At 66.7% G+C, this 24,950-nt stretch carries 16 protein-coding genes; 9 read left to right on the top strand and 7 right to left on the bottom strand.

Annotation, left to right across the window (positions count from 1 at the left end; all coding sequences use genetic code 11):
• The first annotated feature begins 263 nt into the window (after window positions 1-263).
• The 4 genes from LFM09_RS12660 to LFM09_RS12645 are packed head-to-tail and all read left to right on the top strand — an operon-like array spanning window position 264 to window position 5,889.
• Window positions 264-1,253, top strand: coding sequence for an ABC transporter permease (locus LFM09_RS12660; RefSeq protein ID WP_414096590.1), 990 nt, complete (start codon window positions 264-266; stop codon window positions 1,251-1,253).
• Window positions 1,250-2,173: an ABC transporter permease gene (locus LFM09_RS12655; protein ID WP_414096589.1), complete on the top strand. Its 924-nt coding sequence runs from the start codon at window positions 1,250-1,252 to the stop codon at window positions 2,171-2,173. The genes LFM09_RS12660 and LFM09_RS12655 overlap by 4 nt, the downstream gene beginning before the upstream one ends.
• Window positions 2,145-4,175, top strand: a complete 2,031-nt coding sequence (locus tag LFM09_RS12650; RefSeq protein ID WP_414096588.1) for a dipeptide ABC transporter ATP-binding protein — start codon at window positions 2,145-2,147, stop codon at window positions 4,173-4,175. Before LFM09_RS12655 ends, LFM09_RS12650 begins: the two co-directional genes overlap by 29 nt.
• A complete protein-coding gene (locus LFM09_RS12645) occupies window positions 4,147-5,889 on the top strand; it encodes an ABC transporter family substrate-binding protein (RefSeq protein WP_414096587.1) in 1,743 nt (580 codons plus the stop codon). Before LFM09_RS12650 ends, LFM09_RS12645 begins: the two co-directional genes overlap by 29 nt.
• 290 nt (window positions 5,890-6,179) lie before the next feature.
• Here LFM09_RS12645 and LFM09_RS12640 read toward each other — a convergent pair whose 3' ends face one another.
• The 4 genes from LFM09_RS12640 to LFM09_RS12625 all read right to left on the bottom strand — a co-directional run bounded on the left by LFM09_RS12640 (window position 6,180) and on the right by LFM09_RS12625 (window position 14,025).
• The gene (locus LFM09_RS12640; RefSeq protein WP_414096586.1) at window positions 6,180-9,002 is read right to left on the bottom strand and encodes an ATP-binding protein; all 2,823 of its coding nucleotides are present in this window, start codon (window positions 9,000-9,002) and stop codon (window positions 6,180-6,182) included.
• 1,919 nt (window positions 9,003-10,921) lie between these two features.
• The gene (locus LFM09_RS12635) at window positions 10,922-11,548 is read right to left on the bottom strand and encodes a TetR/AcrR family transcriptional regulator (protein WP_414096585.1); all 627 of its coding nucleotides are present in this window, start codon (window positions 11,546-11,548) and stop codon (window positions 10,922-10,924) included.
• 27 nt (window positions 11,549-11,575) lie between these two features.
• Window positions 11,576-12,595 (bottom strand): hypothetical protein, encoded by a 1,020-nt coding sequence (locus LFM09_RS12630; RefSeq protein ID WP_414096584.1) that lies wholly within the window; start codon window positions 12,593-12,595, stop codon window positions 11,576-11,578.
• Window positions 12,592-14,025 carry an FAD-dependent oxidoreductase gene (locus tag LFM09_RS12625; RefSeq protein WP_414096596.1) on the bottom strand — a complete coding sequence of 478 codons (1,434 nt, stop codon included), beginning with the start codon at window positions 14,023-14,025 and terminating at the stop codon, window positions 12,592-12,594. Before LFM09_RS12625 ends, LFM09_RS12630 begins: the two co-directional genes overlap by 4 nt.
• A gap of 177 nt (window positions 14,026-14,202) precedes the next feature.
• Between LFM09_RS12625 and LFM09_RS12620 the strand changes: the two genes are divergently transcribed.
• A complete protein-coding gene (locus tag LFM09_RS12620) occupies window positions 14,203-17,418 on the top strand; it encodes a BTAD domain-containing putative transcriptional regulator (protein ID WP_414096583.1) in 3,216 nt (1,071 codons plus the stop codon).
• A gap of 273 nt (window positions 17,419-17,691) precedes the next feature.
• On the opposite strand, the gene LFM09_RS12615 is transcribed toward LFM09_RS12620, so the two are convergent.
• The gene (locus tag LFM09_RS12615) at window positions 17,692-18,108 is read right to left on the bottom strand and encodes a DUF3592 domain-containing protein (protein ID WP_414096582.1); all 417 of its coding nucleotides are present in this window, start codon (window positions 18,106-18,108) and stop codon (window positions 17,692-17,694) included.
• A gap of 153 nt (window positions 18,109-18,261) precedes the next feature.
• Between LFM09_RS12615 and LFM09_RS12610 the strand changes: the two genes are divergently transcribed.
• The 3 genes from LFM09_RS12610 to LFM09_RS12600 all read left to right on the top strand — a co-directional run bounded on the left by LFM09_RS12610 (window position 18,262) and on the right by LFM09_RS12600 (window position 22,182).
• Window positions 18,262-19,482, top strand: coding sequence for a hypothetical protein (locus LFM09_RS12610; protein ID WP_414096581.1), 1,221 nt, complete (start codon window positions 18,262-18,264; stop codon window positions 19,480-19,482).
• Between the two features lie 21 nt (window positions 19,483-19,503).
• Window positions 19,504-21,099, top strand: coding sequence for a helix-turn-helix domain-containing protein (locus LFM09_RS12605; RefSeq protein ID WP_414096580.1), 1,596 nt, complete (start codon window positions 19,504-19,506; stop codon window positions 21,097-21,099).
• A 132-nt stretch (window positions 21,100-21,231) separates the two neighbouring features.
• Window positions 21,232-22,182, top strand: coding sequence for a winged helix-turn-helix domain-containing protein (locus LFM09_RS12600; RefSeq protein ID WP_414096579.1), 951 nt, complete (start codon window positions 21,232-21,234; stop codon window positions 22,180-22,182).
• Window positions 22,183-22,220: 38 nt separating this feature from the next.
• Here LFM09_RS12600 and LFM09_RS12595 read toward each other — a convergent pair whose 3' ends face one another.
• Entirely contained in the window at window positions 22,221-22,649 is a 429-nt protein-coding gene (locus LFM09_RS12595; protein WP_414096578.1) for a hypothetical protein, read from the bottom strand.
• Between the two features lie 111 nt (window positions 22,650-22,760).
• On the opposite strand from LFM09_RS12595, the gene LFM09_RS12590 reads away from it, so the two are divergent.
• Window positions 22,761-23,540, top strand: coding sequence for an SDR family oxidoreductase (locus LFM09_RS12590; protein WP_414096577.1), 780 nt, complete (start codon window positions 22,761-22,763; stop codon window positions 23,538-23,540).
• Here the strand turns inward: LFM09_RS12590 and LFM09_RS12585 are convergent.
• Window positions 23,537-24,907, bottom strand: coding sequence for an amidohydrolase family protein (locus LFM09_RS12585; protein ID WP_414096576.1), 1,371 nt, complete (start codon window positions 24,905-24,907; stop codon window positions 23,537-23,539). The genes LFM09_RS12590 and LFM09_RS12585 overlap by 4 nt on opposite strands.
• Window positions 24,908-24,950: the final 43 nt, after the last annotated feature.

Raw genomic sequence — 24,950 nt, 5'->3', positions numbered from 1 at the left:
TCCCTGCCCGCCAACGCTGTTGATCATTACGGGACAACCTTTAGGTGTTGATCACAAGTAGCCCTCCCGCTTTGTGTCCGTCCGGCCACTAGTGCAGCGAGTAAACTCGGACCTGAAACAGTGGCGTCGGAACGGTATTGTGATAGTCTGCGTCGATCTGGTCGACGGCAATCGAATCAGAATCCATCATAGCGGCGGATTGTGAAGCCTTTCACAAGTAATGTGGGCGCAATTCCTGCGGTGAGCGATCGGAGAGGAGTGCGTTGGTTCGCTACGTTGTGCGCAAGGCGATCGGTTGGCTGATCATGATCGTCATCGCAACGAACACGACGTACTTTCTTGCGTGCGTCTTCCTCGATCCCCGGTCAAACTACCGAGAACTGCGTCCGGTGCGCACCGACGAGCAGATCGGCGCCGCACTCGCGCCGTACGGCCTAGACCCCCGTGCGTCCATCCTGAACCGCTGGTGGAGCTGGTTGACTGATGTCGTCCTGCACTTCGACTGGGGCCACTCGCCCACCGGGGTGGCGGTCAACTCCGAGATTCCGCATCGCGTTCTGATCAGCGGTCAGCTGGTGCTGGCGGGGGTGGTGCTCTCGGTTGTTCTCGGCGTCGCGCTCGGTGTCTACACGGCGAGCAGGCAGTACGGTGCGATTGACCGGGTCGTCCAGACCATATCTGTACTGCTCTACAACGTGCCGACGGCGGTGAGCGCACTTGGCCTGGTGCTGTTCGCGGTGTGGTTCAACCAGCGGATCGGATGGATGGTATTCCCCGTGGCCGGTGCGAGCGCACCCGGTGGGGCCGACGGCTTCTGGGTGGGTTTGCTCGACCGGGTGGAGCATCTGGTCCTCCCCACCGTTAATATGACGCTGCTCGGCTATGCAGGGTGGCACCTGACGCAACGGGCGTTACTGCTGGACAACATCAACGCCGATTATGTGCGGACGGCACGTGCGACAGGACTCACACGGTCGCAGGCGATCCGGCGCCACGCGTTGCGGGCTTCGCTGATCCCGACTGCTACGTCGGTCGCCTTCACAATCCCCGCAGTGCTCACCGGTGCGGTCATCACCGAGACTGTGTTCGGGTGGGAGGGCATGGGCCGGTATTTCGTTCAGACGATCAGCAAGAACGACGTCCATGGAGTAGTCGCGGTGGCAGCGTTCGGCGCAGTCATCACCGCAGCGGGTGCGATTCTGGCCGATGTCGTCACGGCGGTGCTCGACCCCAGGGTGCGTGTGTACTCATGATCGCGGCACGGATGAAGCAGTCAGGCGGCGCGTCGCCCGTGCGGCTCGGCCGCACGCGGCTCTACTTGCGCCGGTTCGTCCGCAACCGCGGCGCCGTAGCTGGGCTCGTCCTGCTGGGGCTGCTCGTCGGTTACGCCGTGCTGGGTGGCCTGCTGACCCCGTGGCACTGGTCTGATCAGGACTTCCGCGCTCTGACCCAACCTCCAGGCGGTACGCACCTCCTCGGCACGAATCAGGGTGGGAACGACGTGCTCGCCCAGACCGTGCACGGCTTGCAGCGGTCGCTGGTGATCGCGTTCAGCGTCTCGGCGCTGACGCTGCTAATCGCAGTGGTGGTCGGCGCAGGCGCCGCATACCTAGGCGGCCGGGTCGAACAGGTCGCACTGACTGTTGTCCATTTTCTACTCGTCGTCCCGTCGTTCCTGGTGCTTGCCCTCGTGTCGAACCGCGTGGGGGGCGACTGGCGGGTGATCATCGTCGTGCTCACCGCGTTCGGTTGGATGTTCACTGCCCGCATTGTGTGGTCGTTGTCGAGGTCTTTGCGCGAACGGGACTACGTGCTCGCGGCAGAGTTCATGGGGGTGTCGAGGTGGCGGATCGTCTTGCGTCACATCGTCCCGCATCTTGGCGCTCTGCTGATCGTGAGCTTCACACTCGGAGTCGTTACCACTGTGCTCAGCGAGACCTCGTTGAGCTTCCTAGGATTCGGCGTGAAGACTCCGGACGTCTCGCTCGGGTCGCTGCTCGCCGACGGAGCGGGCACAATCGCCAGCGCGCCATGGCTGTTCGCTGCACCGGCCACGCTGCTGGTGCTCCTCACCGCATCGGTGACGTTGATCGGTGATGGCCTGCGCGACGCCCTCGACCCCACGTCATCGGCTGGAGGATTGCATGACCGGGCCGCTGCTCTCGGTGCGTGATCTGCATGTCACCTTCCCTTCCGAGAACGGGCCCATCGGTGCGGTCCGGGGTGTCAGCTTCGAGGTCAACCATGGACGAACTGTCGCGCTGGTCGGAGAGTCGGGGTCGGGCAAGTCCGCCATCGCGATGAGCGTCGCCGGCCTGTTACCTCCTACGACCAAGATCACTGGCGACGTGCGCCTGGACGACCAGCCACTGCTCGGTCTGACCGATCGGCAGTGGTCGAGCGTCCGGGGTCGGCGTATCGGAGTGGTGTTCCAGAATTCGCTGTCCGCGCTCACCCCTATCCTGTCCGTCGGACGGCAGCTCACCGACGCGGTGCGAGTGCACACCGATCTGCCGAAGCGCAGGGCGTGGCAACGTGCGGTCGAGCTGCTCGATCTGGTCGGTATCGCCGATCCAGCTCGACGGGCACACGAGTTCCCACATCAGTTCTCCGGTGGCATGCGGCAGCGCGTTGGCATCGCGCTCGCCATCGCCAACAATCCGGATCTGATCATCGCCGACGAACCGACTACCGCACTTGACGTCACCGTCCAGGCTCAGATCCTCGACGTGCTCGAGCTGGCCAAGGCAGAGACCGGAGCGGGTGTCCTGCTCATCACCCATGACCTCGGTGTCGTCGCAGGTCACGCGGACGAGGCTGTGGTGATTTACGCCGGGCGCGTCGTCGAGCGCGCCCCAGTCGACAAGTTCTACCGTGCTCCAGCGATGCCCTACACCTTGGGACTGCTCGGGTCGGTACCCGATCCCGAGGCTGCGGATCGGCGTCCGCTGGTTCCGATCGATGGTGAACCGCCGTCACCTCTGCACCGGCCGCCCGGCTGCGCATTCGCGCCGAGGTGTCCGCTCGCCGAGGACGCATGCCTGCGCGCAGAACCGGAACTCATGCCGGCCACCGTGCAAGGAAATGGGCACACCGTTGCCTGTTTGCGGTCCGCAGAGGTGCAGGGGCGACGTCCGAACGATCTGTTCCGCGACACCGTCACTGCGGACGCCAAGGTCCTTGGCCACGAAACAGTGCTGCGAGTCCGCGGACTGGGACGAACCTTTCCCATCACCAAGGGCGTGGTGCTGCGCCGTAGGGTGGGTACGCTGCACGCCGTCAACGATATCTCCTTCGACATCAGGACGGGCGAGACCTTGTGTCTCGTCGGAGAGACTGGCAGCGGAAAATCCACGACCCTGCTGGAAATTCTTCGCCTGAGGCCACCGGAGCGCGGCTCGATCGAAGTACTCGGATACGATGTTGCCTCGGCATCCGCTCACGACATTGCCACGCACCTGCGCCGATCGGTTCAGCTCGTAATGCAAGATTCGCAGGCCGCGATGGATCCTCGGCTCCCTGTCTTCGAATTGCTCGCGGAGCCGTTGCATAGTGCTGGCTTAAACGCACGCGCGATGGGTGAACGGGTGAGTGAACTGCTTGATCTCGTCGGCCTCTCGCCGGACAGTCTGGACCGATTTCCTGTCACCTTGTCCGGTGGGCAGCGCCAGCGCCTGGCGATAGCGAGGGCGCTCGCGACTCGACCGAGGCTGCTGGCGCTCGACGAGCCCGTGTCGGCACTCGACGTGTCGGTGAGAGCGAGCGTGCTCAACCTTCTTGCACAGCTCAAGGCGGAACTCGGCCTCGCGCTACTGGTGGTGGCTCACGATCTCGCGGTCGTTCGCCACATCGCGGACCGGATCGCAGTGATGTACCTGGGCCATGTCGTCGAGATAGGCCCCAGTGAGACGCTTTTCGCATCTCCGCGCCATCCGTACACCCAGGCTCTGCTGTCGGCAGTGCCGATCCCGGATCCCCAGCGAGAACGGAATCGCCGGAGAATCGTGCTCACCGGCGAGCAACCCGCCGCCGCTGGCCTGCCGGACGGATGCGTGTTCGCCGCCCGGTGCCCGCTTCGGCCGACCTTGCCCGAGAGCCTCCAGCGGAGCTGTCGCACCAAGCGACCGGCGTCTGTCAACTACGGCGGTGTTCAAGTTGCTTGCCACGCCGCCTGAACGCGGACTCAGTGAAAGAAGGAGGATCAGAATGGCTAGTGGGGCTTCGCAGCAGCAACGAAAAGTAGCGGCGGGTGTACTTGGCACTTTGGCGTTGATCGCGGCAGCGTGCGCAAGTGGGCCGACGTCCGTCGCGCCAGCGCCGTCCACAGCTTCTGCTGCCGTCGACTTCAACCCCCAACCGTACGAAAACATCAAGGACGGCGGTATTCTGCGGGTACCGGGTTCGGTGATCGAGCAGGGCAACCCGTTCCACGCCGACGCGAACCTGCCAGCCCACCGACTGTGGTTCTGGTATAACGCGGACGCGATCACGTATTCGCCGACGGGAGAAGTGCAGTACAACCCGGACTACTTTTCTGACGTCCAGGTCGGCGTCGTGGGCGGCAACCAGAAGGTGACCATCCGGATCAACCCCAAGGCGACGTTCAACGACGGAACGCCGATCGACTACCGTGCACTAGAAGCAACTTGGCGGGCCAGCAATGGTTCGAACAAGGACTTCTTCGCCGGCGACATCGTTCCGTACTCTCGGATCACGTCCGTCCACGCAGGCCAGGATGACAAGGAAGCCGTCATCGAGTTCACCGGCGTGGATACCGCGTGGTCCGCGTTGTTCACCACGTTCCTGCACCCGAAGGCGGCGGCGGACCCGGCAACGTTCAACCAGGCATACCTAGGCAACGTGCAGCCTGACTGGGGCGCCGGTCCGTACACTGTGACCAGGTATGACGCCAAGGTGGGCGATATTACATTCGAGCGCAACACGAAGTGGTGGGGAAAGAAAGGCAAGCTCGACAAGCGCATCGTGGTCGGCTTGGACTATCAGGCCTCGATCAACGCATTTCGTAACGGTGAGCTCGACTACATCACGGCTTCCGCCGCCGACCAGCTCCGGCAGATCTCCGCGGTTCCCGGCACAGAGGTTCGCAAAGGCGGCAGTCCCTTCCAGTCCTATCTCTTCCTGAACTCCAAGTCACCTCTGCTCGCCGACCTCGTGGTGCGGAAAGCCGTACTGGAATCCATCGATCGCCGGCAGATCGTCTCGATCTACCTGCAGGGCCTGGACTATCAAGAGCCTCTGCCTGGCTCCGCGTTGCTCTACTCCTTTCAGCACGGTTACCAGGACAACGTCTCCCAGGTGATCAAGTTTGACCCCGAGGGTGCCAAGAAGGACCTCGACGACGCAGGTTGGAAGGTGGGTGCCGATGGCATTCGTGAGAAGGACGGCAAGCGGCTGGAGCTCGGTTACACGCTCTTCGGAGACGATCCTCTGGGCAAGGCTGCGGCGGGTGCGTTTACGAAGCAACTTGAACCCATCGGCGTCAAGCTGACCGCGAAACCGACCGCTGCGTCCGACTTCGACTCTGTGGTCAGCGGGCGCAAGTTCGACGTCTTCTTGTCAGGCAACCGATCCGCAGACCCGTTCGGCGCACGCTATCTGGACACCTTCTACGGCAGCACCAGCAATCAGAACCTGTCTGGTGCCGGCACGCCGGAACTCGACGCCAAGATCAAGGCTGTCTCCGAGATCGCAGATCCGGAAGCCCAGATCGAAAAAGCCAACGAAGTCGAACGTGAAGGTCTCGCCCTGTGCGGGTTCGTTCCCCTGCACAGCGGCCCGTCGATCTACGGGGTTTCCCAGGGGTTGGCCAACGTCGGCGCGACCATTTTTGGCACGCCACTACCGGAGACGGTCGGCTGGCAGAAGTAGAAAACTGTCACAGATCGCGGCTGCGGTCGGCTCGCTCATTGCGAGTCGGCCGTCCGCTACTCCTCGCCAAAGACCATTCTCGCTGCCATGCGAATGCTTGGCTGTAGCCTCTTGAACCCGTTTGCACACAAATAGCTGGCAGGCCGACGCTGTCGAGTCGAATGCAGCCTGCTCTGGCAGACAGGCTACTCGGTGCACGCAGGCATAAGGTCAGGTCATGAGCAAGCGACGGCGCGATCAAGGGGCTTGGGCCGCGTGAGCAGCACTCAACCCCGCGTCAAGCAGGCGGCTCAGGGGCGGTGATTTACTATTCGGGCGATGTCCACGCGGCCGCGCAGGCTGAGTTTAGCGAGGATGTGGGAGACATGTGTTTCGATTGTGCGGCGAGACAGAAAAAGCTGTTCGCCGATCTGTGGATTGGACAGGCCTTGTGCTACGAGGTTGGCGACGATTGTCTCGCTTTCCGTAAGGCTGTTCCAGCCAGTAGCGGGGCGTTTTCGGGCGGCACGTGAACCGGCGCGCACGCCGTGTGCGCGAAATGTGGCGCGGGCGCGTCTAATGTCCCAGGCGGCGCCCATCTTCTCGTACAGGTCAAGTGCTTCGTTCAACGCAGCACGGGCTTTGCCGGTGTTGCCGTGCTCAACCCAAACCAACCCAAGCGCCTCAAGCGTCATGGCGAGCCGTGGGCGAAGTTGCCGCTCGCGAAGGAAGTGTGCGGCCTGCTCCAGCGCGGCAGGGTCGCGGTCGAGCAGGCCGCGGCAGAGCAGGGCCAGTCCTGGAAGTGTCTTCTTGTATGGTGTGACTTCCGCAAACGCCACCGCGACTTTCGCGTCAGCCTTCCGGTCGCAAGCGACGGCAAGCCGGACGGCGTCTGCAACTGGCCAGTATGCCGCATCCCACTTGCGCACACCCTTCATCAGCTCATCGAGAGCCTCAATCGGCTTTCCCTGGTACTCGAGCCACAGCGCCCGAATGATGAAGATGTTGTCAGCAATCGAAGCACCAGCGGCGGCTTCGGCCGCACTTTCCGCGAGTTTCGTGTATCGATCCGCCTTCTCCATGTCGTCGCAGTGCAGTGCAGCGGCAGCAGCGTCGATAAGCACCAGGGGCTCGCGGAGGTCTACAATGTCTGAAGCCTCGAGGTGAACGGAGTAGTCCTGCCACTCGCCAGTTTCGAACAGTCGACAGGACTCGAACAACTCCGCCTGCATCATCCTGCGTCTGTTGCCGACACGTTCGGCCAGCTGTCGTACTTGGAAAACCGCCGACGCGAGGTCGTCAAAGCTGCCCATCAAGTAATATGCGTAGGCTCGGTTTGCCATCAGGCACAGATACAGGTCGTAGAGTGCTGGATCGCCTTCGACGGCGGCGATGCCAAGATTGAGGTATTCCATTCCTGCGTCGGGGTCATAATGTACGATGCGAAGAAAGGCGAGCATGTTGCATGCCGAGCCTATCGCCCAGGGCACCCCTACCTCGCGCGCTTGCGCTAGGCAGTCGATGGCCAGCGACTCGGCTTCAGTCTCTCGAAACTTGCCCATCGCCCGTGCGCGTAGCACGTCGATCCGGACGAGGTGGCGAATCGACCAATCCCGCAATGACCTGGCTTCGTCGGCCAAGATGAGCATGGCGTCGAACTTGCCCAGTGACAACACGACGTCCGCTAGTGCGGTGTACGCGTCCAATAGGAGGTCGTCGTCGATTCGACGAGTGTCGATGGTGGTGAGAGCCTGGGTGGCGACGCGCTCACCAGCCTCGAACTCACCCGCTCGAAACAGCGCCGATGCCAACAACACGGAGATGTCGAACCGTCGCGGATCGGCGAGTGAAGTGTGGTGGAGCGCCTCGGCAAATAGAGTCTTAGCCACCGAGACCGACTGGTTGACGAGTGTCGGTCCTTCGGTGACTAGCCAGTCAGTGAGCCAGTCGGCGCTGGCGAGTTCGGCGCTGATGTCGATGGCAGCAACGAGTTGTCGGGCGACCGCCGTGGCTGGTTGGGCTGCGAGCGCAAGCGCGCGGCCCATTTCGACGTGCAGGGCAGCACGGACGCTGGCGGGAACTTGTTCACACAGCGCGTCGCGGATGAGTGGGTGGCGAAACGCCATTCCTCCATGAACTGTCTTGAGAACGCCGGCGCTCTGTGCACGGCCGAGCATGCCGACGAGCTCCGCCACGGTGCGGCCTGCGACGGTGGCGAGATTGCCGACCGAGAACTCGACACCGAGTAGTGCCGCGAGGCTCAGGACCTCCTGGACATGCGGTGGCACCTGGTCGAGCCGGTCGGCGATCGCGGCACTGAGCGACGCTGGTGCGTTCTCGAACGTCGCGTCGACATGGCCGTCATCGTCCTGGGTCAGCGAGCCTTCGCGGGCGAGCGCGCCTATCAATTCTGTAAGGTACAGCGGATTCCCGCCTGCTCTGGCCGCCAGTTGGGAGAGTCGGCGACTTGGCGTGCCACCAACCAATTCGGCAACCAGCTCGGTCACAGCATCTGACGCCAACGGCTCCAGCTCAAACTGCATTCCGAGGCCGACCTCGCGCAAGGCAGCCACCCGGCGGCGCAGTGCGGCGAGTTCCTGCCGGTCATAGCCGGGACGCATGGCGCCGACGACGAGCAACGGCAGTTGTTCCGCCTTGCGCGTTAGCCGGTGCCACAGGCGAATGGAAGCACTGTCAGCCCAATGCAAGTCGTCCAGTACAAGCACGACTGGGGTCGTGGAACAGAGATCGTCAATCCAGTCAATCAGCTGGTCTGACGCCGCGAGCACCGGATCGACGATGTGAACGCCATCAGCGTCTTTGCCGCGTAGCAAGCCGGCGATCACGGCTTGCTTGGCACCTTCAACCGCGTCCACCAACGGCAACAACGGGAAAGCCTGGCTAAGTTCATCCCCGGCCGCCCACACGAGCCGAATGTCGTGATCGTGGGCGTAGTCGGCCACCGAACGCAGCAAACTCGACTTCCCTGACCCCGCTTCACCTATCACCAGCGCGACGCCGCCGTGCCCTCGTGCAACCTCGTGCAACTGACCATGCAAGGCGGCCAGCTCCGCTGTGCGCCCCACCAGGGGCTGCACCTGCGCGCCAGCGGTCGTAAGCGCACCGTTCGACACGTCGGCAAGCTTAACCCTATGCCGTGACCACGTGATGTCGGCGCGGAGTCTTCCAGAGGGCAAAGGTGGCGTACGTGCGGCTGACGCGAACGTTCGCCTGGGACATCTGAGCGCTGCTACCAGCTCCGTGATCAGGTCGAACCCCGGGAAGCGACACGACATGAACATCTGTGGCTTGGCGGGCCAACACCGTCTTGGAGTGCTGTGTCGGGTGTAGTGCTCGGGTAGCTGTTCGCGTGTGTCCTCATCTTGAGGCTGCCTTCGGGGGTGGGTTCGCAGCGGGGTGATCAACGGGCGAAGCCCGAGCTGTACTCGGTGTGAGCTGGTGCTGAATGGCAAGCGCATGTCGATGCAGTCGACGGAGGGAGGCGCGGGGTCGATCACGCGCTGTGGAGCAGCTCGTGAGCACTCGACGTGGATTCGCGTAACGGCGCCTGGCGGGGCGGGTCGCCGTGGATCGCCAATCCGGACGCGCGGAACTGGGCGGTTGTCACCCCGGAATCGTGGAAGACGAGACAGCCTTGAACGAGCAGCCACCGCCGGGATCCGGGCGCGTCGGGCCCGCCGTGCGATCCAGTCGGCGGTGGCCGACGCCGACGCAACCGAGTTCCGGCGCGGTCTGATCGCAGCGTGGCCGGGCCTACGTGCTGATCGCTGGCCCGGCCGTGACCTGCCACCACGTGGAGGCCGTGCCGGTGGCTCCGGCGCGGAAAGGCAACGGCGGCGGCCCACCTGCCCTCGCCAACCCGACAATCAGATGGATCCTCAAGGCCTTGGTCACGTCGGCCGGCTGCGGGCCGGTTCGTGTCGTGTCTGGCGGTACCGATCCAATAGGTCGCGGGCATCCGACCGTGGCCATGCGGCCACGATTCCTCGCTCTACGGGTGGGCCGACCGGCCAACCGCACCATCCTCAGCACCCAGGACTCAAGCCCGCCGGTTTCCGACTAGGTGGCTGTTCTGCACACCCGAGTCGACCTTCCGCTGGCCGTCCACACTGCCTGCGGGCACCGGAAGTCCGGCTGGCCAAGATCCAGTGGTGCATCGAGCGCGACTACCGTCAACCTGGAGATGGTCTCGGCCTGGGCCATTTTGAGGCTGCAGCAGGCCCTGCCGCACCCCAGCAAGGCCCTGCGCTCTTCGCGGTTCGACGCGAAGTCCATGCCAAACTCTCGGTCTGAACAGGCATGTGCCACACCTGGGTGCAGCTCGTTCAGGCCCACACCCACGACAACAACGCAGGTCAACGGTGCCTGACAGAGCAGTAGGTGACGCCGGATCACTTAGATCTTCGTTCAACCTACGTGAGTTCCCGGATGTTATGGAGGTCACAGCAGCGGAGCCTGGAGGTCCACACAGCTCTGGAAGGGACACAGAACATGTTGTCACACCGATCTCCGCAGCCATGTGCCGAACGCTACAACGACCTTGCAGACCGTAATCTCGCTGCGGTTCTCGCAACCGAAGACGCAGAGGAGGAGGGCGGCAGCCTGTCCGCTCTGGATCGGATTAGCTGCGCGGTGCACCGTCGGTGGGTGCATGAGTGTGTCGCATCGCCGACACATGTGATCATGATCACCGGCCATCGCTGGTGCCGGCCTTGTCAGGCGATCGCCTTCGTGTCGGTGGACCACGTGGAGCTCACTGTGAAGGTTCTCTGCCCGCGTTGTTGGCGCGCTCCTGCTAACGCCGCCACAGCGCAGATCATCCGCACTTGCCAGGCCAGCCTCGCAGCCGCCCGGCATCGGCACACGGCTAAGCCAACCGAGGTCCCCACTGGCGTGGACAGCCTGAAGCCGCCGTCCTGGCCTAGTGGTGCGGTACACCGGCTGCCCGTCGCGGCGTGAGTGACGTCGGCCCTGCATCCCTCAAAGGCCTGATCAGCCCCACGCTGTGAGCACCGGCCCACCGTAGCGGCAGTCACTGTCCGTCGCGGGCTGATTCGTCGTGTTGCCCACTATCAAGCGACGGGCCGAGCCAGCGCAGGACCAGCGCGCGCAGTTCGTCGTCGGTGAGATCAGCCGGATGTTGCAGGTACGACAGGAAGAGTCGCATCAGCAGTTCGGCGAGTCCGCGGAAGTCGTCTTCGGAAGTCACTCCGGCGGCGGACCAGTCGACCGGCACGTTGCGCAGGATCCGGGCACCGAGCGCGAACGACTCGGGCGAGGTGACCGCGCTGGTGAAGAAGCCGGACTCGCCCGCCTGCAGGAGCAGGCCCAGGTACGGCTCGCCGGGGACCTCGCGCACGCCCCACACCACGGACTCCGCAGCGACCTCGGCCGGGGTGCCGAACGTGGCGAGGTGCTGTTCCATGCGGCGAGCGAAGTCCTCGACGTTCGTCAACGCGATGGCGCTGAGGATGTCGGTGAGGCGCGGGAAGTACCGGTAGACGGTCTGGCGGGTCACCCCTGCCTCGGCGGCGACGTCGGACATGCTGGTCTTGGCGAGGCCCGCTCGGTCGACGCACGCCATGGCGGCTTCGATGATGCGGCGGCGCGCCTCGTCGTGGGTGCCGGGTGGGTTGCCCTGCCATCCGTGATACCCCATGCACGACATCTTCCCCGAGGGCTCACCTCAGACGGTGGCGGGGACACGGCTGCGGTAGAGCGCGGTCACCAGGAGGCCGCCGCCGATGAAGCACGCAAGCGCATAGAGACCGCTGCCGGCCGGACCCTCACCGGGAGCCAGCATCGCGCTGATCCAAATCACGGCCATCACACCCAGGTAAGCAGCCGGGTAGTACCGCACGAACGGCGACAGGGGCTCAGGAGCCAAGCTCGTCGCCACGATCCAGGCACCGGCCAGCCAGACGAGCCCGAGCTCGACACCGAGAATCCAGGCCTGCGCGGTGGGATTGCCCGCGAAGAGACTCGACGGGAGGCCCGCGACGGCCATGGAAGGCGGCGTCAACACGCCGGCCACCAGCACCGTCCACCACCCGCGCCGGGCCAGCCGCACGACCAGATAGGTCATGGCTCCCATCGACACGGACGCGAACAGCAGCATGCTGGTCATCGGCACGGACGCCAGCGCGGGGTGGTTGACGATGTGGTTGTCCGGGTTCCAGGCCCACCACTTCAGGTGCGGTCCGATGTGGTCGAACACCTCGTAGAACACCTGACAGGCAAAGGCGACCGCGACCGATCCCGCCAGCGGCCCGCGCCGGGCGAAGATCCCGAGCGACCGCACGAGCTCGTAGGCGAGCTGACTGATCATCGGGTAGAACGCGATGATGTAGAGCGGCAACCGGTCCCACATGAACTGCACGGTGAACAGGTTGTGCGCGAAGATGAACCCGTACTGCTGGTCGAGCCCGAACCACTCGGGGAAGTACAGCGGCGGCTCGACCACCGCGAGGTAGACCAGCGAGGTCCACCACAGCGCCAAGTTCACCGGATCACCAGCGCGGTAGCGCCGGATCGCGTGCACGAAAGCGAAAACGGCCCCGACGATGACGATCAGTTCGAGCAACGGCATCGTCCAGTGCGCGAGCTCCCATGGCGGCCGGACCGACACGACCGGCGCCACGTCGTGGCAGTCGAAGCCGAGAGCACGGGTTACGGCTTCGGCTTGCGGTCCACAGAGGACGTTCATCGCGCGGCCACGAGCGAGTAGTCGGTGGCGGGAGGCTCGGCCTGCGGGTCGAACCCGAACGGAACCCGTTGCCGGCCGAGCGCTGTGCGGAAGCCGTGGGCCAGCAGTCCCGCGATCACCCGCGGGTTCCTCATCATCGCGCCCAGCGACTCGTCCATGTTGAACACCTTGGCGAAGTGCTCGTCGACCACCGCGTCCTCCCGCGCCGCGCCGACGATGAAGCTGAACGCCGGCCCGGACACGGCGTCAAGCAAGCGCCGCTGCCATTCGGGCGCCTTTTCCGTGCCCTCAGCGCACTTGTAACCCTTGTCGCGAGCCATCGCCAGACGCCACGGCACGTTGAGCATCGCCCGTTGCGCGCGGAGAAACCGAACAAAGAACCGAGCATCGAGCCGTTCTGCTCGCGAGAGGTGCTCACGCAACAGCAGCGCCGAGTTCGCCGCCGAGCTGACGCCCTGCCCGTAGAAGGGGTTGAACGCGCAGATCGAGTCACCGACGCACGCCAGTCCGCGCAGGGGAGTGCGGTCGTAGCGGCGCCACTTGTTGCCGGTCGACCGCGTCAGGTGCACCTCCGAGGTCGGCGAGCACCGGTCCATCGCTTCCGCGAACAGAGGAGTCCGCACGCGCCGTGCCGACTCGACGAACGTCTCGGTGGTGCGCGGCATCTCGATGCCCCACGAGCCCATGCAGGCGATGGCCCTGTTGTTCTCGACGGGGAAGAAGTTCACCAGGAACTCGTGCTCGGCCGGGTGCTCACCCCGGTGCGGCGTCGGCATGATCACCAGGTGCTGCCACCACCACGTCGAGGGTCGCGGCGAGGGAAGCTCGTACCAGCGCGAGGTGTAGGTGACCTTGGCGTCCAGCGTCAGCACCTCGGGTTCCGGCCGTCCCGCCGCGGCCAGCCAGGTGCTCACCGACGAGCCGCGGCCCATCGCGTCCACCACGAGATCGGCGGCCACGTGCTCGTCACCGAAGTAAACGCCGGTGATCCCGTCCGGGCCCACCGCCAGCCCGGTCACCGCGACACCCTCGCGGATGGTCACGTTCGGCAGTTCCCGCACCTTGTCGCGCAGCACGCGTTCGATGAGGATCCGCGAGCCGTAGACCATGGTCATCGAACTGCGCTTGCGCGCCGACCACCCCTCGCCGTCGAGGTAGGCGGCGTCCAGCGACGGCATCAGGTGCAGGCCGCCCGCGGCGATGAGCGCCTCTTCGAAACCGGGGAACAGCGCCCCGATCGCGCGGCGGCCGGAGTTCAGCAGGAAGTGCGGGTGCTTGCTCTGCGGCACACCGCGCCGGTGCTCGGCCTCGGCGGGCAGCTCGTCCCGTTCGAGCACCAGCACCTGGTCGAAGTACGGGGCGAGCGCCCCGGCGGAGCACAGACCGGCGACGCTGCCGCCGAGCACGACGGCGGTTCTGCCCAGCTGCACGTGGACCACCTCGTCATTCATACAGACTGGCATAGACTGTATGAATCACGGGCGGGCAGGGCAATCCACTGATCGGAGGGCTCGGCGTGCAACTGCTGCGATACTCGATCGCGGTGCATGTCGCACCAGGCCAGAATGACCGCATTTGACTGATCGAGATCTGACGTGACGGAGAACATGACGGAGCCCGCAGCCCGCATCCACGTGCTCGGGCCCATCTCCGTCGAGGTGGACGGACGTGCCGTGCCCCTCGGTGGCGTGAAGCCGAAGACCTTGCTGGCGGCGTTGCTCGCCAGGGTGGACAGCGCGGTGAGCACCGAGGCGCTGGTGGACCTGATCTGGGGCGCGAAGCCGCCCGCCTCGGCCAGGGCGATGGTGCAGACCTACGCGTCGACGTTGCGCAGTGCGTTCCGCAAGGCAGGGGCTCCCGACATCATCGTGGGCGACGCGCTGGGGTACCGGGCGGACGTCGAAGAGGTGTGGCTCGACCGCCTGGAGTTCGAGAACGCCCTCCGGCGAGCGCAGGCTTCAGAACCCGGCGACGAGACCGCCGAGATCCTGCGATCCGGGCTGGAACTGTGGCGGGGACCGGCGTTCGGTGGGCTCGGCGACGGTTTCCTGCGGGCCGAGTCCGAGCGGCTCGAGGAGTTGCGGCTGACTGCACTGGACCTGTGGATCGGCGTGGAACTGGACAGCGGCGCGCACGAGCGGCTCATCCCGCAGTTGCGCGGCCTCGTCGCGGAACACCCGCTGCGCGAGTCGTTCGCGGCGGCGTTGATGCTCGCACTCGCCGCAGCGGGGCGGCAGTCGGCGGCGCTGGCGGTCTTCGAGGACGTGCGGACGCTGCTGCGTGAGGAGTTCGGCTCGGACCCCGGCCCACGCCTGCGCGAGGCGCACGAGATCGTTCTCCGCGACGAACCGCCGGTGCAGGCCGCCACCGAGGTGCCCATGCAGCTGCCGGCCGACCTGGCGAGCTTCTCCGGTCGCGGCGCCGATCTGCTCGCGCTCGACGGTCTGCTGCCGGCACCGGGTTCGTCCGCACCGCGCACTCTCGTGATCGTGGGACAAGGTGGGATCGGGAAGACCGCGCTGGCCGTGCACTGGGCGCATCGGGTGCGCGACCGGTTCCCCGACGGGCAGCTGTTCGTCGATCTCCGCGGCTACGACCCGGTTTCCCCGGTCAGCACGGAACAGGCGCTCACGCGGTGCCTGCGCGCGCTCGGCGTCACCGCCCAACGCGTGCCCGCGACGCTGGACGAACAGGTCGCGCTGCACCGCTCGTTGCTCGCGGGCAAGAAAGTGCTGCTGGTGCTGGACAACGTGGCGGGCGCCACGCAGGTCCGCCCGCTGCTGCCACCGGACCGCGGGTGCGTCGCGGTCGTCACCAGCCGCGACGACCTGCGCGGGCTGACCGTGTCGAACGACGCCCGCGTGCACTACCTCGACGTGCTGACCCCGGAGAGCTCCCGGGACCTCCTGGCCGAACTGTGCGGCTCGGATCTCGTGGCGGGCGAGCCACAAGCGGTGGAGGAGCTCACTGCGCTGTGCGGGTATCTGCCGCTCGCGTTGCGCATCGCGGCGGCGAACCTGCTGGGCCGGCACGCCCGGATCTCCGAGTACGTGGAGGCGTTGCGCGCGGACCGGCTGGCCGAGCTCGAGATCGAGGGCGATCCGTCGGTTGCCGTCCGCGCCGCGTTTCACCTGTCGTACCAGATGCTCGACCCGGACACCCGGCAGCTGTTCCGCTTGCTCGGCCGTTCGTCCGGGCCCGACATCACGGCGGCGGCCGCGGCCGAGCTCGCCGGGCGGAATGCGCGGAGGTCGCTGGAACGGCTCGTCTCGGCGAGCCTGCTCACCTTGCGGCCGGGCGGCCGTTACCAGTTCCACGACCTGGTGCGCGAGTACGCCGCCGACCGCGCCCGCGAAGAAGACGCGCCGGACGTCCTGCTCGCCGCCGAGACCCGGTTGCTGGACCACTACCTGCGCACCGCGTCCGCCGCGACCGCGTTGTACTACCCGGGATTCCGCCGGCTGCGCCCGGTCGAGGTGGCCGAACCCGGCCCGTTCGAGGACGGGGAGGCCGCACTGCGCTGGCTCGACGACGAACGCGCGAACCTCGTCGCCGCCGCGGAACGGGCCGCCGCCACCCCGCGGCTGCAGGCGTACGGCGGCCGGTTCGTCGACGTGCTGCGCGGCTACTTCTCCGGCCGCGGGTACGCCGCTGACGGCCTGGCCCTGTGCGCGGCGGCCATGACCGCGGCCCGTGCGTCCGGTGACCGTCAGGCCGAGGTGGCCGTGCACGCCTTGCGGGGCCTCATCTTCTACTTCCTCAGCGAGTACGACCAATCGATCGCCGAGTACACCGCCGGGCTGGAGGTGAACGAACAGGAACCGAACCCGATCGCCGAGCTCGAGTGCCTGCACCACCTCGGCCGGGTGGACGCGCAACTCGGCCGCCCTCACGACGCCATGCGGCACCACCAGGCCGCCCTGGAGATCGCCCGGCGCCTCGGCGACGAGACCATCGAGGCCCGCGAGATCAACTACATCGGTGTCGCCCACCTGTCGCTGGGCCAGATCGACTCCGCGTTGTCCTGCCACACCCTGGCGCAGGAGATCAGCGCCCGGATCGGCGACAAGATCGTGTGGCTGCACGCGTTGAACGGTCTCGGCCTCGCCTGCTGGACCGCGGGCAGGCTCGCCGACGCCGCCCGCTACCAACGCGACTGCATGGCGCTGTGCGAGAAGTGGGGCCTGGTGCCCCAGCAGGTCGCCTCCCTGGTCGTGCTCGCGGAAACCTGCGGCGACCTGGGTCTGTACGACGAAGCCGAAGAACACGCGCGCAAAGCTCTGGAGCTGGGCCGCAAAGTCGGCGAACGCCGGCACGAGGCGAGCGCCCTGGAACTCACCGCGACCGTGATCCGGCGGCGCGGCCACCCCGAAGACTCGATCGCCCCCTACACCGAGGCCCGCGAACTGGCCGCGAAGATCGGCTTCAGGTACGGCGAGGTGTCCGTCCTCATCGGGCTTTCGGCCGCCCACCGGGCCGCGGGCCGGCCCGGCGAGGCGGTGAACCACATCCGGCAGGCGCAGGACAAGATGAACGAGACCGGCATGGGTGTGCTGCAGGGCCCGGCTCTCATCGAGCTGGCCGCGGCTCATCTCGCTCTCGGTGAAGTCGGTGAGGCAGCCGGCCACGCCGTTCGGGCGCTGGAGATCGCGGTGGAGGACGGACAGCGGCTCAGCGAGGCACGGGCGTTGGCGGTGCTGGGCCAGATCCGGTTGGCGGAAGGCGATTCCGATGCGGCCACCGGCCACTGGCGGGCGGCGCTGGAGCTCTTCACGGACATCGGCGCACCGGAGGCGGCGGAGGTCGCCGAACTGCTGAGCTGACGGCGAAAGCGCTCCGGTCCCGCCGCAGGGACCGGAGCCTCGAACGCTCGTGGCGACGGGCGCGGTGAAGGCGGTCTCCCCCCATGCTCAGACCGTCTTCAGCGCGTGTTCGGCGGTCACGCCCGCCGCCACGCAGGTCGACCCCGGTCACCACCTCGTGGAGATGATGACCCATTTGCGAACCCCCCAGGTGCGTCAGCCGACCCTTGTCCGAGAGTGTGGCCAAGCCGCCTTCAAAATCCCTTCAACCGGTCTTGAAGGGGATCTCGACCGTCACTTGGCTCGTGCCGGGGGAGTCCAGGCCATGAAGTTCGCGAACAGCGCGCCGAGGATCACGAACCCCAGCATGACGCCGCCCACCCAGAACACCTGGTCGTTGTCGGCCAGCGCCGCGTCGACGACCTTGCCGTCCTTCAGGTCGTAGCGCACCGCCACGCGCTCACCGGGCTGGTGGGCCGACCCGTTCTCCGACAGGGTCATGACCTGCTTCGAGCCGTTCGGCAGCGGGAACTCGACCTTGACCGAGACGCTCTTGCCCGACTTCAGCCGCTCCTGCACCGTCGCCTCGGCACCGGCCCACGAGTGCTGCTCGGTCGCCGACTGGAGCAACACCACCAGTCCGATGATCGAGCCCACCAGCACGAGCCCCGCCACGACGCGACCTGTCCGAGACTTCACCGATTTGGCCACCACGCCTCCTTTCGCACACAAGATCGCTCCATCGGCGATGAATGTGACAGTGCTCCACTGGCGAGCGCTGTGCTGTGTCGATCGCACACGTGGTGCTGCCGTGATGCTGGTTCCTAGCCTTGACGCCCTGCCTGCAACGACGGAGGCGTACACATGCGACTGACGAACGTTTTCCTGGCGCTCGCCGCTGCGACCGGCCTGGCCGCGGCTTCCCTGACCTGGTCGATGGCCGCGGTCCCGCCACCGCAGCCAGGCACCCTCGACAGGTACGACATCACCGGCACCTACGTGAGCGGGCTGTCGTCCGGCGGTTATCTGGCCAACCAGCTCCACGTCGCGTACTCCGGCGTGTTCCAGGGCGCGGGCATCTTCTCAGCCGGCCCTTACGACTGCGCTCAGAACAACGTGAACACCGCCCTTTACGCGTGCATGGACACGTTCCAAGCGCGCAAGACCCCGGCCGAGCTGGAGCAGCTGACCAGAAACCGGGCTTCCGCCGGCACGGTCGACCCGGTGCAGAACCTGTCCGGCGATCCGGTGTGGCTGTTCCACGGAGGCGCGGACCAGACGGTCGATCGGGTGGTGAACGACGATCTCGCCACCTACTACCGCGACTTCGGTGCGACGGTTCTGTACAACACCAGCACCGCGGCCGGTCACGCGTGGATCAGTCCTATCGGGCCGAACAGCTGCGGCTCCACGTCTTCGCCGTACGTCAACAACTGCGGTGCTGTGGATCCGGTCAAGGACATGCTGAGCCACCTGTACGGTCAGGTGAACCCGGCCGCGTCGACGTTGACCGGCAAGCTCGTCCAGTTCGACCAGAGCCGGTACGTGCCCGGCGGCAACGCGGCCGCGGTCAGCATGGGCCGCGAGGGCTTCGCGTACGTGCCACGGGCGTGCGAGACCGGGCCGTGCAAGCTGATGGTGACCCTGCACGGCTGCTACCAGTACTACGGTCTGGTCGGGAACGCGTTGATGGACAAGGGTTATCTCAACGAGTACGCCGACACCAACAACATGGTCGTGCTCTACCCGCAGGCCACCACGATGACCGGCAACCCGCGCGGCTGCTGGGACTGGTGGGGCTACCAGTCCGCGCAGTACGCACTCAAGACCGGCCCGCAGATGGCCGCCATCACGAACATGGTCAAAGCGCTCACCAACGGGCAACCGCCGCCCACAACGACCACAACGCCGCCGGTTGCGGAGTGCGTCACTGCCAACAACTACGCGCATACGACCGCCGGTCGTGCCTATGCCGCGTTGGGACAGACCTACGCCAACGGTTCCAACCAACTGCTCGGCCTGTGGAACACCTTCACCACCAGCAGCATTCGCCAAACCTCACCGAACTACTGGGTGAGGTGCTGATCCAGATGCGAGACTCGGCGGATGGCGGGTGGTGGGGAGGCTGCCGCGCTGGCGTTTCAGCTCGCTGAGCTGAAGCGGCGCAGCGCGTTGAGCTACGAGCAGCTCGGAAGGAAAGCCCACCTCAGCCGGTCGACCGTGCACCGCTACTGCACGGGAAGCGCCGTGCCACCGGCGTTCGCTCCGATCGAGGCGATCGCGAACGCGTGCGGAGCTGACCGGGCAGAGCTGACGAAGCTGTACCGCCTCTGGGAGCGCGCCGGCCGCCCCGCCGTAACCAACGCGCTGATTCAGGATGAACGGCTCTTTCGTCCACGTCCACCTCAGGTGGACGAAAGGGCCGTTCATCCGTTTCGACGCAGCCGGTGGGCGGCGGTCCGGCCCGCGATCGCTGCCGTCCTCGCGGTTCTGTTGCTCGTCGGGGGCAGCACGAACGGGCCGGTCGCGGTGTCGCCGATCCAGGCACCGATGTGGACGCACGCGCCCCGTGCGCTGGAGCCGGAGTTCGTCGGGGTGACCGCGAACTCCAACACCGGGCAGATGCCGTCGTTCGACGTCGGTTCCGTGCGGTTGTGGAACTCGCGCACCCGGTGGCAGAACCTGGAACCGGCGCGCGGGCAGTACGACTGGACGACGCTGGACCGGCTGGTGGACGGTGCCCGCTCGAAGGGGCTGCCGGTGGTCCTCACGTTCGGCGGCACACCGGCGTGGGCGGCCCCGAACGGCAAGAAGTCGCCGTACACCGACGAGTCCAGGGCCAGTCCGCCCGACGACCTGGCGGACTGGGAACGGTTCGTGCACACGGTCGCCGACAAGTACCGCGGCCGGATCGGCGCCTATGAGCTGTGGGACATGGCCAACCACCCGAACCTCTTCTCCGGTTCGATGGCCGAGCTGGCGGAGATGGCCCGCTTGGCCGGCCGGGCGATCAGAGCCGCCGACCCCGCCGCGACCGTGGTGTGCCCGTCGATGGGGGAGCTGTGGGACCCCGTGATGCTGGGCGAGCTGCGGGAGTTCGCCGAGCTGGGCGGCTACGACCACTGCGACGCCGCCGCGGTGAAGCTGTCCGCCCGCAACGACTCCGATCCGCCGGAGACGATGCTGAGCCTGGCGCGGGAGATCGACGCGGCACTGCACGCGGGTGGTGCCGGCGTGGTGCTCTGGAGCACCGGCTCCGCGTACGACGTGAACCTCCATCAGCCCGTGGACGCCGACCGGGGTGCCCAGCACGCGGTCCGGTTCTACCTGTCCGGGCTCTACGCCGGGTATCGCCGCATGTACTTCTACAACTGGGGCAGCGCCAAGCTCCCCATCGTGCTGCAGCCGGTCGGCGGGCCGTACACCAAGGCAGCTGGTCACGTGGCCCGCCTGCGCCAGTGGCTGGCCGGCAGCCGGATCCACTCCTGCGGACAGGGACGCGCCGCCGGGTTGCCCGAGGACCTCTGGCAGTGCCGGTTCGACCGCGACGGCAAGACGTTCCTCATCTGGTGGACCGTCGACCGGAGCCTGCGAGTGCCCGCGCCGGCCGGCACCACCTCGGTCGAGGACCTGGACGGCGGCACCCGAGCCGGGTCCGATCTCACCGTCACCGGGAGCCCGATCCTGGTCAGGATCGGCTGAGAGGCCGTCCCAGAACGCCACGTTCCAGCAGGTCACGGCGGTTTTCTCATCCCAGCGTCCCAAACGTCGCGGCAGCCGTTGTGATGATCGGCAACGCCTGATGAAGCTGTCCCCCGTTCGAAGGGGGGAACGTTGCTACGGCTTGTCTTCAACCGGGACGATCTGCAACGGGTGAGGATCGCGGCGGCGCCGGATCCGATGTGGGAGACCGTGCTGAGCCTGCACCGGCTCCGCGACCGAAGACCCGGTCCGCGTCACGAGGAGTGGGCGCGTCGGGTTCGTCACCGGACCGACGCGGGGTGGCTGTCCACGCTGTTCGACCTGGTGCCACGACGGGGTGGCTTCCCGGACTTCCTGACGCCGGGCGACCAGGTCACCGCACTGGACGAGGGCTGTGAGGCGCTGGCCGGCACCGCGCGGCACAGCCTGCGCGCCGACCTCGAAGCTGTGTTCACCGGGCACGTACCGACGTGGGTCCGTGCTCTCGCGGACGGGGATCGCGACCAGTTGCTCGGCGTCGTCGGCGCGACTCGTGGCGCGTACAGCGCGCTCGTGGCGCCGTTCGGGCATGAGGTCCGCGCAGCCGTGGCGGCAGACCGCGCCACCCGGCTGCACCGGCTCAGCACCGAGGGCGTCGGTGGCCTGCTGCAGAGCCTGCCGGGGGTGATCGGCTGGGACGGGCGCACCCTCGCGCTGGCCTATCCCGCCACGCGCACCGTCCCGCTGGCCGGGCGTGGCCTGATGCTGATCCCGTCGCTGTTCTGCCGGGGCGCGCCGGTCACGTTGATCGACCCGGACCGCACCCCGGTGCTCGTGTATCCCGCGGCAGGTCCGCAACGGGCACCCGACTCGGCGTCCCTGGTCGCCCTGCTCGGCCGCACGCGCGCCGACTGCCTGAGTGCACTGCGCACCATGTACAACACCAGCCAGCTGGCCGAACGCCTCGGCACCTCGGTCGGCACCGCGAGCAAACAGGCGGCCGTGCTGCGGGAGGCCGGACTGGTCAGCAGCCTGCGCGACGGCGGCACCGTGTGGCACGAGCTGACGCCGCTGGGCGCGGACCTGCTGGCGGGCCGGGGCTGACGAACGGGGAGGCAGCGACCGCTGCCTCCCCGCCGTGATCAGATCGCCAGCCAGCCGGTCCACCCGGTCTCGGCGTACCGCTTGTCGCCGTCCCAGAGCTCGACCTGGAACTTCAGCCTGCCGTCCTCGTCCATGTTGTAGTTGCAGTCAACTGCGCTGCCCTCGCTGCTCTTGTCGACGCAGGCGCCGTCGCGGTCGTAGTCGGTCAGCCAGTCGACCCGCACCCACAGGCCGTCCGCTTCCTTGTCCCAGGCGGTGACGTGGTCGCCGTCGCTCTTGAAACATCCCTGGGCGACGTCGTCCCCGTTGGTCTTCTCGATCAGGATGCAGGTGGTCGCCATCGCCCCGACCTCGACCGTGGTCTTGAACCCCGCTGCGGCGGTGTCAGCCGAGGCGACAGTCGCACCCGCGGTCACGATTCCCGCCGACACAGCCGCGACCGCGGCCAAGCGATACAAAGAACGCACTTCGTCACTCCCCCTCTTGGATCGGCTCCTTGCCGTGAGATCACGATGGCGGCCGGTCGCCGGGGGTCTCCAGGCCTTTTCCCTGCAACGAAAACCCGTCAGGCTGTGCCGATGTTCTCCGGCAGGCACGTGATCATCACCGGCGGTTCCAGCGGTATCGGCCTGGAGACCGCGAGGCTGCTGACAGCCCGCGGGGCGCGCGTGTCGTTGCTGGCCCGCGGTGCTGCCAGGCTGAAGGCCGCGGCGGAGGAGTTGCGCGCGACCGGCGCGTCCGTCGACACCCGGCCGGTCGACGTGGCGGATCCCGTTGCCGTCAAGGAGGTCCTGGACGACCTCGGGCCGTGCGACGTGCTGATCAGCTGCGCGGGACTGGCTAGGCCGGGCAGGTTCCTGGAACTGCCCGACGAGGTGTTCCGGGAGATGGTCGAGGTCGACTACTTCGGCACGTTGCACGTCGTCAAGGCGGTCGTGCCGGCGATGGTGGCGCGGGGCTCCGGGAGCGTGGTGGCGGTGTCGTCGGCGACTGCGTTGCTCGGGGTCTACGGCTACAGCGCGTACGGGCCGGCGAAGATCGCGGTGCGGGGCCTGATGGAGTCGTTGCGGGCGGAGCTGAAACCGCACGGAGTCCATGTGGGCGTGGTGTTCCCGCCGGACGTCGACACGCCGCAGCTGGCCGAGGAGAACCGGTTCAAGCCCGCCGAGACGTTCGCGATCAGCGGGACGGTCAAGCCGATCAAGGCGTCGGTCGTGGCGCGCGCGATCGTCAAGGGGATCGAGAAGCAGCGGTTTCTCATCTGCCCGGACCTGACCACGAAGATGCTGGCGAGGTTCGGCGGGGTGCTGGCGCCGGTGTTGAACCGCTACTTCGACGGCAAGATCGCCCGCGCTTAGCGGCCCAGGTACTTCCGCACCCGGTCAGCAGCGGCCTGAGCGTCGGCGACCACGCGCTCGGTGTCGCCCACGACCTTGCCGTTCTTCTTCAGCGCCACGCCGTTCACGAACACCCACTGGACGTTCACCGGCTGGGTGTTGAAGACCAGCTGACTGGGCCAGTCCACCTTGGGGGCGAAGTTCAGCGCCTGCGTGTCGATCACCTGCAGGTCGGCCTTCTTGCCCGGCGTGAGCGAACCGATCTCCTTCTCCAGCCCCAGCACCTCCGCTCCACCCAGCGTCGCCATCCTGAGGACGTCTGACGGGGTGGGGTAGCGGGCCGGGTCGGTGGACTGGGCTCGTTGCAGGCCAACGGCCACGCGCATGTTGTTGAACATGTCGGACGTGTCGTTCGTGCCACCGTCGAGGCCGAGCCCGACCTTGATGTTGCGCGCCTTCATGTCCGGCACGCGAGCGATGCCGGAGGCCAGACGCATGTTGGACAACGGGTTGTGCGCGACGCGGACGTCATGTGCCGCCAGCTCGTCCAGTTCCGCGTCGGTGGTGTGGACGACGTGGTTGGCCAGCAGACCCGGCCGCAGCGCACCGGCCTGGCGCAGCACCGCCATCTGCTCGGTCGCCGGGTCTGCCGGGGACTCCAGCAGGTGCACGTTCATCGGCACACCCAGCTCGTCGGCCAGCCTCTGCGACGCCGCGACGCCGGCCACGTTCCAGTTCGCGGGGTGCGTGCCGATCATCATGTGCGCCAACGGGTTGCGGTCGATCACGTCCTTCTTCAGCCGCCGTGCCTCATCGGCCTTCCACGGGTCCTTGCCCGCGCCGAAGCTGAAGACGAAGCGTTGCCCCGAGTCGGTCAGCGCCCGGAGGTTGCCGCGGGCGAAGTCGGCGTTGAAGGCGTGCGACCAGTCCGTCACGGTGGTCACGCCGGTGGAGATCGCGTCCAGAGTGGACAGACGAGCGCCCGCGTAGGCGTCGGCGCCGTCGACCGGGGAGGTGCCCAGCGGGAGCACGCAGCCGCCGAGCCAGCCGTTGAGCTCCTTGTCCGTCGCACAGCCCCGGATCAGGGACTGCCACAGGTGAGTGTGCAGGTCGACGAAGCCGGGCATGACGATCTTGTTCCGCCCGTCGACCACCTTGGCGCCCGCGGCCTGCAGGCCTGGGCCGACCGCCGCGATGCGGTCGCCGTCGATCAGCACGTCGGCGTTCTCCAGCGTGCCCAGCGCCGGGTCCATCGTGAGCACCATGGACGCGTTGCGGATCAGCGTCTTGCCGACACCGCTTCCCGCGTCGTCGTCCGTGCCGAGCCTGACCAGGAACACACACCCGATGACCAGCGCCAAAGTCAGCACGAACAGTCGTTTCGCCACGCGCGCGACACTATCGGTTGATCATGAGGCCGCTCCATCGTTG

The organism is Lentzea alba (assembly GCF_047445655.1).
Taxonomy (GTDB): Bacteria; Actinomycetota; Actinomycetes; order Mycobacteriales; family Pseudonocardiaceae; genus Lentzea; species Lentzea alba_A.
Note: the sequence above shows the minus strand (reverse complement) of the source record. Positions and strands in the feature narration are given on the sequence as shown.